This window comes from Pseudomonas sp. Mn2068 (assembly GCF_049319725.1).
In the GTDB taxonomy this organism is placed as follows: Bacteria; Pseudomonadota; Gammaproteobacteria; order Pseudomonadales; family Pseudomonadaceae; genus Aquipseudomonas; species Aquipseudomonas gingeri.
Genome location: NZ_JBMOUG010000011.1, coordinates 100,601 through 115,021 on the forward strand (window position 1 = coordinate 100,601; position 14,421 = coordinate 115,021).

General features: G+C 59.5%; 9 protein-coding genes. 5 read left to right on the forward strand and 4 right to left on the reverse strand.

The window, feature by feature from the left end; genetic code table 11:
• Window positions 1–13: 13 nt before the first annotated feature.
• A complete protein-coding gene (locus ACL9RJ_RS22970; RefSeq protein WP_177118312.1) occupies window positions 14–1,042 on the forward strand; it encodes an NADP-dependent oxidoreductase in 1,029 nt (342 codons plus the stop codon).
• Between the two features lie 83 nt (window positions 1,043–1,125).
• On the opposite strand, the gene ACL9RJ_RS22975 is transcribed toward ACL9RJ_RS22970, so the two are convergent.
• Window positions 1,126–1,314, reverse strand: a complete 189-nt coding sequence (locus tag ACL9RJ_RS22975) for a DUF2790 domain-containing protein (RefSeq protein WP_244861836.1) — start codon at window positions 1,312–1,314, stop codon at window positions 1,126–1,128.
• A 233-nt stretch (window positions 1,315–1,547) separates the two neighbouring features.
• Between ACL9RJ_RS22975 and ACL9RJ_RS22980 the strand changes: the two genes are divergently transcribed.
• The 4 genes from ACL9RJ_RS22980 (at window position 1,548) to ACL9RJ_RS22995 (ending at window position 5,292) form a co-directional block, all read left to right on the forward strand.
• A complete protein-coding gene (locus ACL9RJ_RS22980; RefSeq protein WP_177118311.1) occupies window positions 1,548–2,090 on the forward strand; it encodes a DoxX family protein in 543 nt (180 codons plus the stop codon).
• 30 nt (window positions 2,091–2,120) lie between these two features.
• The gene (locus ACL9RJ_RS22985) at window positions 2,121–3,962 is read left to right on the forward strand and encodes a DAHL domain-containing protein (RefSeq protein ID WP_177130243.1); all 1,842 of its coding nucleotides are present in this window, start codon (window positions 2,121–2,123) and stop codon (window positions 3,960–3,962) included.
• Window positions 3,963–3,985: 23 nt separating this feature from the next.
• The gene (locus tag ACL9RJ_RS22990; RefSeq protein WP_370590961.1) at window positions 3,986–4,684 is read left to right on the forward strand and encodes a YoaK family protein; all 699 of its coding nucleotides are present in this window, start codon (window positions 3,986–3,988) and stop codon (window positions 4,682–4,684) included.
• Between the two features lie 485 nt (window positions 4,685–5,169).
• Window positions 5,170–5,292 (forward strand): DUF6124 family protein, encoded by a 123-nt coding sequence (locus tag ACL9RJ_RS22995; protein ID WP_422765716.1) that lies wholly within the window; start codon window positions 5,170–5,172, stop codon window positions 5,290–5,292.
• A gap of 176 nt (window positions 5,293–5,468) precedes the next feature.
• Here ACL9RJ_RS22995 and ACL9RJ_RS23000 read toward each other — a convergent pair whose 3' ends face one another.
• The 3 genes from ACL9RJ_RS23000 to ACL9RJ_RS23010 form a co-directional block, all read right to left on the reverse strand.
• Window positions 5,469–5,858: a hypothetical protein gene (locus ACL9RJ_RS23000; RefSeq protein WP_177061785.1), complete on the reverse strand. Its 390-nt coding sequence runs from the start codon at window positions 5,856–5,858 to the stop codon at window positions 5,469–5,471.
• Window positions 5,859–5,885: 27 nt separating this feature from the next.
• Window positions 5,886–13,691: a DUF637 domain-containing protein gene (locus tag ACL9RJ_RS23005; RefSeq protein ID WP_422765696.1), complete on the reverse strand. Its 7,806-nt coding sequence runs from the start codon at window positions 13,689–13,691 to the stop codon at window positions 5,886–5,888.
• 122 nt (window positions 13,692–13,813) lie between these two features.
• Entirely contained in the window at window positions 13,814–14,353 is a 540-nt protein-coding gene (locus tag ACL9RJ_RS23010) for a GNAT family N-acetyltransferase (RefSeq protein WP_422765697.1), read from the reverse strand.
• Window positions 14,354–14,421 lie beyond the last annotated feature (68 nt).

Here is a 14,421-nt window from a genome sequence, read left to right on the forward strand (position 1 = left end):
CAGGAGCGTATCCATGAGCAATAACCAGAACCCGCGCATCGTGCTGGCCACACGTCCCGAGGGGCTTCCAAAACCGGCCGATTTCCGCCTGGAGTACGCCGATATCCCTGCCCCGGGCGAGGGCCAGGTGCTGCTCGAAAATCTGTACCTGTCTCTTGACCCGTACATGCGCGGACGTATGAGTGCAGCCAAGTCCTATGCCCAGCCGATAGGCATCGGTGAGGTGATAGTGGGGGCCACGATCGCCCGGATAAAGCAGTCGCGTCATCCGCAATGGCGCGAAGGCGACATCGTATTGGCCGATGCGGGTTGGCAGCATTTCGCCCTGTCGAATGGGCAGGAGCTGCGACTTCTGGACCCGGCCATTGCTCCTCCCACCACGGCGCTCGGCGTGCTAGGCATGCCTGGCTTCACCGCCTATGCCGGCTTGCGCAATATCGGTCAGCCAAAGCCCGGAGAAACACTGGTGGTCGCGGCGGCCAGTGGCGCAGTAGGCTCCGTGGTCGGCCAACTCGCCCGTATCCAGGGCGCACGCGCCGTGGGTATCGCCGGTGGAGCGCAAAAATGTGCATTCGTGAAAAATGAACTGGGCTTCGATGCCGTCGTCGACCACCAGGCGCCGGACTTCGCCGAGAAGCTGGCCGAAGCCTGTCCGAACGGCATCGACGTGTACTTCGAGAATGTATCGGGAGCCATCTGGGATGCGGTCAGGCCGCTGCTCAATGACTTTGCGCGCATTCCGGTCTGCGGGGTGATCGCTCACTACAACGATGCGTCGCCGAGTGCCAGCGTTGATCGCCTCCCCGCGACAATGCGTGACATCCTCACCAAGAGCCTCACCGTACGCGGTTTTATCCAGCACGAATTTGTCGATCGGCAGCAGGCTGATTTCCTGAACGAGGCCGCGCAGTGGATTGCCCAGGGCAAGCTGAAATGGCGCGAGGATATCGTCGATGGCCTGGCCCAGGCACCGCAGGCCTTTATCGGGCTATTGCAGGGCAAGAACTTCGGCAAACTGATCGTACGCCTGACGGATCTCTGAACCCGCCCGACAGCGGCGAACCCGCACGCGCTGGTCTCAGCCAATGAGCCGGCGCGTGTGCTCATGCCTGCTCTTGGCCTCCCTCAATCCCCGGAACAACCACTACCCCAGGTCTTGTAGTTGTACTCCTTGATCTCGCCACTCGGGGTCTTGTAGGTCATCTTGGCGTCGACGATGCCACAGGCATAGGGATCGGAATCCACCCGGATCACTTCGGCCACATCCTTCTTGTCCAGGGCAAAGGCCTGGGCACTGAAAAGAAAAACCGCCACGGTCAAACACTTCGCATAGATCTTCATCGCAACTCACTCAAGAGGAAAAATACTCGCCAACATGAACTGTCGGGCAAAAGTTTCTGAGTGAAGAGTCGCCATCGCGCATTATCCGCAAATTAAGAGGACCATGAAAAAACTTAAACAAATCGTTATAAATGACTTAACGATTTGTTAATTATCCACACGCCAAATTTCGCCACTTATTCCAACTGGAAGATGACGAAATATTCATGAAAACTACCCCACCCACAAAGAATACGATCAGGCACCTTGTCCGCCTTGCCACCTGCCTCCCCAACCCACGCAGGCTTGGCCACTGGGCACCGCTGACCCTGCGCCTGATCGTCGGCTACGGCTTCATGGCCCACGGCCTGGCGAAACTGTTCAGGGGGCCGGAAGCATTCACCGTTATTCTTCAGGCCATGCACTTTCCCGCCGCCGCTGTTTTTTCATGGCTGACCGTGGCGATTGAAATATTCGGCGGACTGGCGATATTACTGGGGGCCTTTGTCACACTGGCAAGTATCCCGATGATCATCACGTTATTAGTGGCTACTTTCACAGTGCACTTGCCTTATGGGTTCAGTTCCATAAAGTTGTTATCCATCGGCCCGAACGGCGCACTTTTCGGCCAGCCGGGCTATGAAACCGATCTGCTCTATCTGGCCGCGCTGATCACACTGGTCATCGGCGGACCGGGCCCCTTCGCCATTGACCATCTTGTCAGGCGCTGGGCAAAAGGCTCCGGCAGAACTGCCGAGGACCTGCGATAATTGCCGTCAACTCCTGCAAGGATGTAGACCATGACGCGATGGAACAGGTACCGCAGCAGTGCCCTGGTGGCGCTGTTCATCATCCTCGTCAGCCTCCTGGCGTTCCTGCTGGTCAAGGTCTACTCACGGGACACCTCCACCTACTTCGAATCACGCGACCTGCTCCGCCAGCTCAAGCAACTGGACGGCAAGCTCGATGCGAAGGTGCTCAAGGCGCGGATCAGCGCCGAGTACAATTACAACCTGCTCACCGGTTCGACTACGGAGTCGAGCCGCCGCTGGGAGCAGTTGGTGACGCTGAACGCGACACTGGACGATTCCCCCATCTGGCAGGCCCGGAAAAAAGCCTACCTCGACGCCACGGCGGAAAAGAACAAGCTGATCGAGCAGTTCCAGTTGCAGAACATCACCCTGCGCGATGACCTGGAAACCCTGTCATCCATAGAAGAAACCATTCAGAAAGAGCTGGAACCTTCCAGCGTCGAACACCCGGTAGCCACGCTGAGCGTGCTCTACAGCGCCTCGAAACTGACCTTGGGCACCCTGGAGTACGCCCAACACGCCTCGAATGAAAAAGCCGAGCGGATTCAGGGCCAGATCGACAACCTGACCACCCAGAGGAGCGCCCTGGCGACGACCTTGACCCCCTCGCTCGACAAGCTGGTCGAGCAGGTCAACCTGATCGTGCGCGAACAGCCCCTGGCCAACGACCTGCTTGACCGCATCGGCTTCATCCCGGTTGCCTCCAGCCTCGACGCCATCAATGAATACCTCAATGAAAGCCAGCGGCGCGCCGACCTGCAGAGCCACCAGGACCATCTCTACCTGACCCTGTGCGCTGCCTGCATGGCGTTGCTGGTGTTCTACCTGATCATTCGCCAACTACGCAGCCATGCCCTGATCAACCAGATGAACAGCGCACTGCAGGCAGCCAACGAGCGCCTCGAACAACGGGTGGAAGAACGCACCCGCGAACTCAGGGAGGCCCAGAGCGAGCTGCTCGACACTGCGCGCATGGCCGGCATGGCGGAGATCGCCACCAACGTCCTGCACAACGTCGGCAACGTGCTCAACAGCGTGAACATCTCCGCCGACCTGGTCAGCCGCAAGGTCCGCGCGAGCAAAGCGCAGGGACTGGGCAAGGCCGTGCAACTGATGAACGAGCATGCCGACGACCTGGGGCACTTCGTCAGCCAGGATGAAAAAGGCAAGCTGCTGCCCGCCTATCTCGGCCAACTGGTCACGGCCATCGGCACCGAGCAGGCGGAGATCGTCCAGGAACTGGCACAACTGAGCAAAAGCGTCGACCACATCAAGGAAATCGTCGCCACCCAGCAGTCCTATGCCGGGGCGGCCAGGCTGCTGGAGCCGCTGAACATCACCGACCTGCTCGAAGATGCCCTGCGCATGAACTCGGGCGCCCTGACCCGGCACCAGGTCACGGTGCTCAAGGATTACCAGGACGTGCCCACCCTGCTGGGCGACAAGCACCGCCTGCTGCTGGTCCTGATCAACCTGATCAGCAACGCCAAGTATGCGGTGTCCGACCTGTCGAACCGTGAACGCGACATCACCCTCGGCGTCAGGGTGGTCGACGGCACGACCCTGCGCATCAGCGTGAAGGACGATGGCGAGGGGATTGCGCCGGAAAACATCTCGCGGATCTTCAATCACGGCTTCACCACACGCAAGGACGGCCACGGCTTCGGCCTGCACAGCTGTGCCCTGGCGGCGGTCGAGATGAACGGTCGCCTGTACGCCCATAGCGACGGACCGGGAAAAGGGGCCTTGTTCACCCTGGAGATTCCCCTCACCCTGTACCGCAAGGAGGAACATCCCGCCGTGGATGCAACCTCTTCATCCAACGCCTGAACCACCCGCCAGGAGTCATGCGGATGCTGCCCTCATCACCGACCCTTTCCGGCAATCGCCTGCACCTGCGCCGCCTGCGTGGCCGGGTCGGCCTGGCCCTGGTGGCCAGCCTGTCCTTCCTCGCGGGCATGACCGACGCCATCGGCTTCATGGCCACCGGTGACTTCGTGTCCTTCATGAGCGGCAACACCACGCGCCTGGCGGTGGCGATCAGCGAGGGCGACCTGTCCATGGTGCTGCGCCTGTTCGCGGCGGTGGCCGCCTTTATCGCTGGCAATGCGCTGGGGGTGGTGGCCGGGCGCGCCGGCGGTCGACGCTCCCTGCCTTTGCTGCTATGCATCGCCACCTTGCTGTGCGTGGCCGCGGCGCTGCCCTTCCAGACCCGGGTACCGGCGCTGCTGACCGCGATCATCGCCATGGGCATGCTCAATGCCGCGGTGGAACAGGTCAACGGCCTGCCCATCGGCCTGACCTACGTCACCGGCGCGCTGTCACGCTTCGGCCGCGGCCTGGGGCGGCGACTGCTGGGCGAAAAGCGCGATGGCTGGCGGGTGCAGTTGGTGCCGTGGAGCGGCATGCTGCTGGGCGCGGTATGCGGCGCCGTGCTGGAACGCCAGCTGGGTGTCCAGGCCTTGGTGGTGAGTGCAGCAATCGCCACGGTGCTGGGGCTGCTGGCGCTGAAAATCCCCCATCGCTGGCAGAAGGATTTTATGCCTCGGTGAGGCGGGGTCAGCCGTCAGCCAGTATCGCCAATTGGGCGATATCCAAAGGGTCACCCAACACCCGAGCCACTGGTGCCGTCTTGATAGTCGCGGGAACTGAGGATATTCCAGACGAACGGTCATCCGACCTGTCATTTCTGACAGTAGGCAGCCGCAGTTTTTTTGGGCAGCCTTTACCGAAGAGGTCATTCAGATACTTCCAGGGAAGGAACCGAACGGATGTGGGATTTTCTCAACAGCGCCACCGGACTCTTGTCGTTGGCTGCGATTCTTATCTCGACCTTCGCACTGCTGAGGTTGAATTCAATCGAATCGAGATCTCACGATGAGGCAGGCTGTACGTGTATCAACTGCAAAAGTCTGCGAAATCAGAAACGATGATCTGTCCATCACGACTCTCAGGCTGCTGACGTTAAGAATCCCCCGCCTTACCGCCCCTCTCGCTGCCTGATCGTCTGCCAGAACCACACAGCCGGGAAGACGCCCTGGTCACCCTCTACTCCATCCTGCAATCGGCGGCGGCCACCGCATACGAGAATGCAGATAACCAGACCGGCTTAAATCGCAAGGTTGCGATGGGCGTGGTACGTCTGATCGAGATGGCGTAGATGTGGATGGATTCGGTGTTGGAAAAGCAGGCTATCGACCTTACTGATTGAAGGCGTCTGAAATGCAATATTTTGAATTTTATCCATATCTTCCATTGCACCATGGGATAATGCTAAACCCCACTGCAAAACCCAAAAACTTTCCGCCATCCTAAAGACTTACTAACTCCTCCACACTACACAACCACAACGTCACCAGAATCCAAGTAAATAGAATATGACTCATAACCACCACTATCACCATCAATCAAGACTCTATCACCAGAGCAAAATTCTATCTGGATCGAAGCAGTCTCTTTTTTTGAGACTAACACTACATCCTTCAGCAATAAATCTAACAACGGAGCACTGGTAGACGAGTTCGTAAAAAACCGCTCCCCTACAAAACCGTTCACTTGATACTTCAACCCACCCTCAACACAAAACGAAACCTTGTACGGAGGAATACCAGGAGAACGTTGCACGCGCGAAAAATCTAATCGCGTGATAGAAGCGCCAAAAGAAACCATTTCCAAATAGCACTCCGAAAGCAATGAGAAATCAAAATCATCCGGTAACGTGGCCATATATAATCAAAACTCTCACTGTAAATTTTATCGGCGGAAGGGCGGTAAAGAATTCGGAGGGAGTGGAACATGCGTATCTCCTGGACCTTTACCCGGCTTACCGGTCGACGGATCCATTGGCTGCTTACCAGAATTCTGCCAACGCCAATAGCCGTTCTCATATCCTGGAACAGGTGATGAACCAGGCGGCATAACTCTAATATGCTCTCCTTTCGCAGGATCAGTACCGGCTGGAAAATAGATCTCACCACCATTTCGCCCCGGACGGCTGACCCAACCGGCCGGAATTACCGGCGCCTGCGGCGGGTTTGATATTTCCTCAATTGCATTGGGAGTCTTCGGCCCACCACCTGCACCGCTGGAAGGCCTTACCCCACCAGTTGCTGCACCAAGCAGAATTGTACCCAATACATTCTTAAAACGCGAACTATCCCCTCCTGAAATAGCGCTCAGCTCACTAGCAATGATATCCTGCGCCGTCTGATTATTTCCTGTTATCAGAAACCCAATCACAAGCGCCTGATCAACCTTACCCTCTCGAGCCAAATCATGTGCGAACGCCAGAAGCTCAGGATTGTCGGCGGCCAACTTATCTGACAAACGTATGCAAAAATCTGGATTCTTCCTACATAGGTCAGGCAGCTCCTTATTCCGCGCCTCGTCCAGCTCAGCATATCGCTCACGAACCTTGTTCTTTTCCTCATCCGTTGTTTGCTCGTCCACTTCACGGATCATCTGCTCCGTTTCATGATGTAGCAACCAGTTGTACTGTGTAGCATTTTTTGCAATCCAAGCTCCCTTCTCGAGTTTGCTGGCATCAACATCTTTCTGAGCTGCGGCAGCTAGAACCCCCACTATCTGAGAGCTCATGGTCAACAGGTTTTTATCGCCACTAACCAGATTGTTAAGCTGCGCCACCAATGCTTCATTCGCACCAGCGGCCAAAGCCCCAGTTTTGAAGTCACCACCAGTTGCTTGCGCCAAAAGTCCTCCGACCATGGCATGCACAGCGATTTTCCCGATGGAGCCATCGTCAAACCCGCTCACATCTTTCGTGTAATCCCCAACAGAGTTGAAACTGGCAGCCGCCAAGGTATTGAACAACGCACCTTTCAACGCGTCACTGAGATTCCCACCCTGCCCCAGAGCTTTGCTCAGCAGCGTTGACGTGCCCGCCTGCAAGGTCTGATTAGCCGCAAACTGCCCGACACCGGTCCAGGTATTAAGGGACGGTCCCGTCACTTTCCCCGTCACCGGATCAGTCTTGGTGCCGGTCCAGCCATCAAAGTATTTCGCCGTCAGTCCGGCCGTCATCCCGGAGATGACATAACCCTTCAGGGCGTCGGAAGAACTGAGATCCTTGAAGACCGCGCCCAGGTTTCCGCCGTTGTTGATGAAGCTGGTGGTGGCATTGGCGGCCGCGCTTGAGGCAATAGCCGCTACACCCGCCGCGATGGCCGGGCTGGAGCCCGCCATGGCGGTCATGACCATCGGCCCGACAACCGCCGCCATCACAATCGCAATAATCAATTGCGAAGCCGGACCCAACCCCGAGTTGTTGTACTTGAAGGAGTCATGAATTTCCTTCACCTGATGCCAGTCAACGTCTCCGCGCTGCTCGGCATCCTTGAGCCAGGCCAGTTGCGGGTCTGCCTTGACCATCGCGTCAATGGTCTGGCTGACCGACTGTTGATTGACCTGCTTGATATCGATCTTCAGGCCTTCGACGGCCTTGATGGTGATCGCACCGGCAGCCGTCATCTGGGTCTGGCGCAGGGTCTCGTCGGTATTACCCTTACCCTTGGAGGAGTTCCAGAACGAATTGTTATTGGTCTTCTCGTGACTCTCTTGATGAAGGTCTTTCACCCCTTCAAAAGTAATGGCGCCACCGCTGTCCAGCATCAGATCGTTGCTACTTTCGAGTTTCGCCACCTGATAACGCTGGTCGCCGTTGCTCTTGAGCGTGAGGTTGCCGCCGGTCTTGATTTCGCTCCCGACGTTAACGATTTCGGTCACTTCGTCACGACGGGTCTTCAAGTTGCCGAAGCCGCCCTTTTTCTTCATGTCCAGCAGCGAGTAATCAGTGTCCTGCGCCGCCAGCAGCTCCAGCTTGCCGCCCGCCACCAGGTAGGCTTCATCTCCCGCACCGATCTTGCTGGAGATCAACGTCATGTCCTTACCGGCGTTCAGCTTGACATCGCCACCCGCGCTGACCGTGGTCGCAACCTGACTGACGTGGTCCTCTTGCATCGTCAGCGTCTTGGTCTTGGAGTAGGAATGACCTTCGTTGGCCGCCGCCGCGAGCGTGAGGTTTTCGGCGGCCGTCATGCTGATATCGCGCTTGGCATCGATCTGGCTGGCCCCCGCCGCGATATCCCGCCCGGCACTGACCGTCAGGTCATTACCCACACTGACACTGGAACCGTTCTGGCTGATGCTCGAGTTGTTGTTCTGTGGGCCGAAAGCTTCCTTGATCCCCGCCTGGGTTGAAGCGATGTTCACATCACGACCGGCGCTGAGAGACGTATCACCGCCACTCTGCAGTACGCTGCCGTTGTTGCTGATATCGTTTCCGGCCTTGACGGTCAGGGTGTTCGCCGCCTCGATGCGGGCAGCGCTGTCGACAAAAATCCGTTCCTGGCTGTAGCGCTCGTCGCTGCTTCTGTGGGTCGTGGTCGTACGCTCGTTGAGCAGATCACCGGTCACCGCGGTCAGCCCCACATCACGCCCGGCGATAATCCCACCGGCCATGTTCGCCAGATGAGTAGCCGCGAGCAGGTCAAGACGATTGCCAGCCTCAGCCAATCCCATGTTGACCAGGTTGTTCCCCGCGACACCGGACAGGTTATTGCTGGCCCGCAAGGTACCGGCACTGACCAGATCCTTGCCAGCAATCAAGGTCATGTCCTTGCCCTGCACCAAGGCACCATTGGCCGCCAGGCGGTTGTTGGCGTTGGCCAGGTACAACACCGGTACCAGCACCGGCTCGCCGTTTACCGTCTGGTTTTCCATCCAGACGATATCGTGGGTCAGCGCTGCGACCTGCTCGGACGTCAGGCTCACCCCCAGTTGCAGGTTCAGTTCCTGCTTGCTGGCGACGGCGTTATTCATCAGGTACTTGAACATCGCCTCGTCGGAGGTCTGACCATCGATGAAACGTTGGCCCGTGCGAGCGCTTACGGCCTGCTGGATCAGCTTCTGCTCGTAGAAACCGTCACCCAGGCGCTTGGCACTGGCCTGCGGGTCGTAACCCAGGTTGGACAGCAGATAATCCGAGCTCATGAACTGCTTGAGGTCGGTGAGCATCGGGTTGGTTTCGATCAGGTATTTCTGCGGATTGGACCTGCCCGAGGTATCAGGCAGACCCGGCACCTGGGGCGACGTGGCGACCGGAATACTGCTGCCCTGCCCGCTCAGGCGGAACAGGCCGTTCTGGCCTGTCGGCAAGGTAAAGCCCGGCAAGGACAGCGGATTGATCTGTTGCTGGGCCAGGTCGGGCGGTAGCTGGGCGTTGATGTAAACCGGCGTGGAATAGCCACTGCCGGCCCCGGTGTCGGCACGGGTACGACCCACGGCCACATACTCATAGAAGGGACGGACCGCGCTGTTGTTGATCGTCTCGCCAGCGTTGAGGCTGACGTTGCCGCCCGCCTGGATAATCGCATCGAACGACTTGTCGCTGATGTTCGTGGTTACCGAACGGGTACTGATCGGCACGCGAGCCCAGAACAGGAACGCCCCCAGGTCAGAGGCAAAAAACGCCGAAGGGGTCGGGTTGTTTCGCGCATTGAAGGTGGCCGCCGTGTCAATGGCGCTGGCGGTCTCGTTGACCCAACTCACCACCTGCCGAACCGTTTTGATTTCCTGGGGTTGCAGACCTTTGTTGTTGATGGTCGCAGCGTTGACTTGCAGGTTCCCGGTCGCGGCGACGATGCTGCTGGTGTTGTTCAGCGTCTGTGTGTCGATCAGTAGGTCAGCGCCGCTGGTGAGGCTGGCGGCGGCGCTGCTGCGGATGACATTCAGGCGATCGGTTTCCGCCACTTCCCACAAACCGTTGATGCGACCACCACCACGATCGTCGCAGCCAATCCCCGCAATCAGGTTGCAGGAGAGCCGCGTAATACTGGCAGCGCTCTTCTCGTGCTCGGTGTACTCCAGTACGTCCATGACGTTATTGACGGTGGTCGCGGTAATCGTCAACTTGCCGAGACTCTCGATATCCCCCGAACGATTATCCAGCAGATCAGCCTTGGCCCCCGTCGAGTCCTTGGCAATCAATGCCGTGCCCAGGCTGTAGACCTGCGCATAACGGTTACTGAAGCTCGATACCAGCAGCTGCATTTCGCCGCCACTGGAAACCAGGCCGTGATCGTTGACCAGCGCCCCGGTCGTGACCGTCAGGTCCTTGCCGCTGCCCAAGGTTCCGCTGTTGGTGATACCCGCGGCAGTCAGCTTCAGATTGTTGCTGGAGGTCATGCGACCAGCGCTGTTGAGCAGGCCGTCGATGTTGATCGTGGTATCCGCGCCGCTGGCAATGCTCGCCGAGTCCGTCAGGTCGACTCGCGCCGCATGAAAATCCAGGGTGCCGAGACTGCTCAAGCGCCCTTTGCCCGCGTAGCTGCCGCTCAGGTCGACGTCGAGGGAACCGTCCGTGCCGAACAGCCCATCGTTGGCCCAGTCGATACCACGGCCTTTCAGGTCGGACGTGGACAGCAACTGGCCGGTCGTGGTCTGGGTCAGGTGGTTGACGTTGACGGTCAGGTGTTTGGCCTGGATGGAACTGCTGTTGGTCCAGCTGTCGCCGTCGAGCGTCAGGTCGCCATGGGTGACCAGGCGGCCACCGACATCTTCGAGATTGGCCATGGAGAGACCGAAGATCCCCGTGCCCACGTGCAACACGCTGCCGCCCAGGTTCTGGAAACTGCCGGCGTCGAGTCCCAGATCGGTGTTGGCGGTTTCCAGGGTGCCATTGCTGTTGTCGAGCAGGCCGCCAATGGCGAAGACAGTCCTGAGGCTCTTGCCCAGTGCCCGCAACTGGCCGTTCTGGTTGTCCAGACTGGCTGCCGTGGTCGACAAGGTGCTGCCACTCTCGATGATGCCCTTGCGGTTGTTCAGCTTGCCCAACAAGGAGAAGCTGATTTCGCTGCCGCTGATCTTGCCGCCCTGATCACCGCTGTTGTCCAGATCATTACCGCTGACCCGCACCAGGTTGCTGGCGTAGAGACCGCCGTTGCGGTTATCGATGTTACCGCTGCGGGCATCAAGCACGGCATCGCCGGCCTGGGCGGCGATACGCCCGCCATTATTATCGATGCCGCCCAACGCATTGAGCATCAGGCGCTGGGCCTGGAGTGTGCCGCCCTGGCTGTTGTTGCCCTGGTCGTAACCGTTTTTCAGGACGCCGACGACCTGGGTTTCCAATGCGCCCTTGACGCTGGACAGCGTGCCACCGCGACTGTCGAGATTGGCCGCGCTCACGCTCAGGTCGCCATCCTGGGCGATGACCTTGCCGCTCTGGTTGTCGATATCGCCGCTGACAATGAGGTTCACCGCGCCCTTGCCCTGCAGCGAGCCCTTGGCATTGCCGAGGCTGGCCGCGGTGAGTTGCAGGTCGGCGTTACGGCTGGCGATCAGGCCGTCGGCGCTGTTGTCCACGCTGCCGCTGGCGGTCACCAGCAAGGTGTCGTTGGCGCCGATGGTGCCCTGATGGCTGTTGTCCAGGCCGCCAGTGAGCAGGGTCAGCAGGCCCTGGCTGTTGATCCCGCCGTTCTGGTTGTTGATCTGTGCACTGCGCTGCACCAGCAGCGGCCCGACGCTGGAGAGTTTGCCGTTGGTATTGGTCAGGGTGCCGAGCAGGTCGAGGGTCACGCCGGCATTGCCACTGAAGGTGCCGTTGCTGTTGTCCAGGTCCGTGCCGGTAAAGCTCAGGGCATCGACGGCGCTAACTGTGCCGCCGTTGTTAAGGGCCATCGCTTGCAGGGTCAGTGCCGCGCCACTGCTGATCGAACCGTCCAGGCTGTTGTCCAGCAGGCCGGTGACGGTCAGCCGTTGTCCGGCCGCGCTGGAGAGTACGCCCTTGTCGCTGTTGTCGAGGCTGTCGGCCCGGACGGTCAGGCTCTTCTGGCTGACCACCGCGCCGGCATGACTGTTGAGCAGCGCACCGCTGAGGGTGACGCCGACATCGCCGTTGCGACTGGAGACGGTGCCGCTGTTGCGGTTGTCCAGGGTCGTGCCGTTGAGGGTCAGCCCCTGCCAGCCGGAGAGCAGGCCGTTCTGGTTGTTCAGGGTGTCGCTGGCGGTGATGCCCAGGGTGTTTTCAGCCATCACCACGCCGGTGAGGTTGTCCATCGTGCCCAGGATCAGGGTAGCGTCGCCCTTGCTGGAGACTTCAGCGCCGTTGTTGTTCAGATGGCCGAGGGTGGCGCTCAACTGACCGACGCTATTGATCAGGCCGCCCTGCCCGTTCAGTGCCTTGTCGGCGGTCAGGTTGAGTTGCGCAGCACTGAGTACCCGGCCCTTGTTCTGGTTGTCGAGGGTGTCGGCGGTGACCGTGGTCTGCCGCTGGCCGCTCAGGGTGCCGCCCTGGTTGTTCAGGGTTTGTGTGGTGGTAATCGACAGGTCACGGCTGGCAAGGATGGTCTTGCCGGCGTTGTTGAGGTTCTGCGCCGTGACGCTGACGTCGCCTTCACTGTTACGGGTGTTATCGAGATTGACCCCGGCTTCGATGATGCCGTTGTTGCTCAGCTGGCCGCCGCTGCTCAGCGTGATGCGGTCCTTGGCGACCAGGTTGTTCTGGCTGGTCAGATCGCCTTGGGTTTGCATGTCCAGGGTGGTACCGGCGTAGACCGTGCCCTTGGCTTCCAGGCTCCGAGCCTTCACGTTGACCGCTCCGCTCGCCGCCGTGTCGACCATGCTCAGATGGCCGTTGGCATCGAGCTGGATATCGCCACCACTGGCGACCATCTTGCCGTCGAGCTTGACCCCGACACCGGCTTCGGTGCCCACCAGCTTGATCGCCCCGGCGTACATGCCGCCCAGCGCCGAGGAATCGATGGCCAGTTGCGGGGCATTGGCCGGATTGGCCGTGCGGGCGGTGGCCTTGAGGGTCTTGGCATCGACATCGTTGGCGCCGGCAATGATCGCCAGGTTCTTCGCCTGGATCTCGGCATTGAGCCGGGCCGAGCGGGTGATGATTTCGAACTGGTCGATATTGTTGGCATTGATCCCGGCGCCTTCGATGGACACGCTGCCCTGGTCGACCTGATAACCCGACACCTGGCCGTTGCTGATCACCGGTTTACCGGTGGTCAGGGTCGCCTGCGGCGTGTTGATAAAGCCGCAGCCACTGCAACTGATGCCGTAAGGGTTGGCGACAATCACATGGGCCGACTGCCCCGCCACTTCGGTGTAGCCACGCAACTGGCTGGGGCTGCCGCCGTTGACTTCGTTGAGGATGGTGGTGGCGGCACGGCCGTTTAGGTTGCTGTTGCCGAGGATGTAGCCACCCAACTGGGTGCTTTGCAGGTTCTGCGTCGAGTTGTTGAGGATGACCCCGTTGGCGCCGACGTTGTAATCCTTGAATTGGTTGTGCGACAGGCCGCTGGCATTCGGTGCAGCGATATTGACGATAGGTACGCCGTTTGCCGCTTGCCCAAGCGAAGTCCCTGGTGCACTGACCACGATACCGTCCGCCTGGGCCCACAGCGGCTGCCAGAACATCACGTTCGCCAACAGGAACGCCAGGCCGCGCTTGGGCAGTCCGAGGAAGTGCCCGCGGTTTTTCAGGGCAGCAGAAGGTTGGCGCGCAAGGAAGGCGAAGTGGCGGACGTCCATGTCAAAAATCTCGGCGATCCGCACAAAAAAACGGGCGCCCTGTTTTGTCTATGAAAGACGCAGGCAGCCCGTTTCTTTTGCACGAAATGATATCAAAATGATTGCAAGATATTAAATAGCCATCATCCTGACGTCAACAACCCGTTGAGCGGCTTCAAATACTTGACCATCACACACCGCAACGCCGCCTCATGCCCCACCGCAACCTCATGCTGCAACTGCGCGACATGCTCTTCTCCAAGACTGCCCGCCTCGACCTCGACAAACCCCAGCCGGGCATAGAACGGCGCGTTCCAGCGCAGGTGCCGATAGGTCGTCAGGCTGACGGTCGCGAACTGCTCGGCCTTCGCACAAGCAATTGCCGCCGCCATCAGTTGCGCGCCGAGGCCGCGTTTCTGGTGCGCGGCATGGACGGACAGTTCGACGATAAAGAACGATCGGTCCATCGTCTCCGCCGCCAGGAAGCCCACCGGCTGGTCGGCCCCATCCACCGCGACCCACAGGGTGTGATGCCGGCATAGCTGCTCCAGATAATCACCCGGCAACGGCTCGCCCTCGGCGACCCAGGCCAGTCCGATCTCGCGGAAGATCGACGCAGCGGAACGCTCGACCGCTGCCAGGGCGGGAATATCATCGGGACGTGCGGGGCGGACGGCAGGCATCGGACTCTCGGGTTCGGCAACAAAGGGCCAACGATAGCAAAATCACGCTGGGTTTCATCGGCTGAACG

Bases quoted from the DNA above. Each gene is read 5' to 3' on its own strand.
- ACL9RJ_RS22985 (WP_177130243.1), top strand. From the start codon at position 2,121: ATGACGCGATGGAACAGGTACCGCAGCAGTGCCCTGGTGGCGCTGTTC.
- ACL9RJ_RS23010 (WP_422765697.1), bottom strand. From the start codon at position 14,353: ATGCCTGCCGTCCGCCCCGCACGTCCCGATGATATTCCCGCCCTGGCA.
- ACL9RJ_RS22980 (WP_177118311.1), top strand. From the start codon at position 1,548: ATGAAAACTACCCCACCCACAAAGAATACGATCAGGCACCTTGTCCGC.
- ACL9RJ_RS22990 (WP_370590961.1), top strand. From the start codon at position 3,986: ATGCTGCCCTCATCACCGACCCTTTCCGGCAATCGCCTGCACCTGCGC.
- ACL9RJ_RS22970 (WP_177118312.1), top strand. From the start codon at position 14: ATGAGCAATAACCAGAACCCGCGCATCGTGCTGGCCACACGTCCCGAG.
- ACL9RJ_RS23000 (WP_177061785.1), bottom strand. From the start codon at position 5,858: ATGGCCACGTTACCGGATGATTTTGATTTCTCATTGCTTTCGGAGTGC.
- ACL9RJ_RS23005 (WP_422765696.1), bottom strand. From the start codon at position 13,691: ATGGACGTCCGCCACTTCGCCTTCCTTGCGCGCCAACCTTCTGCTGCC.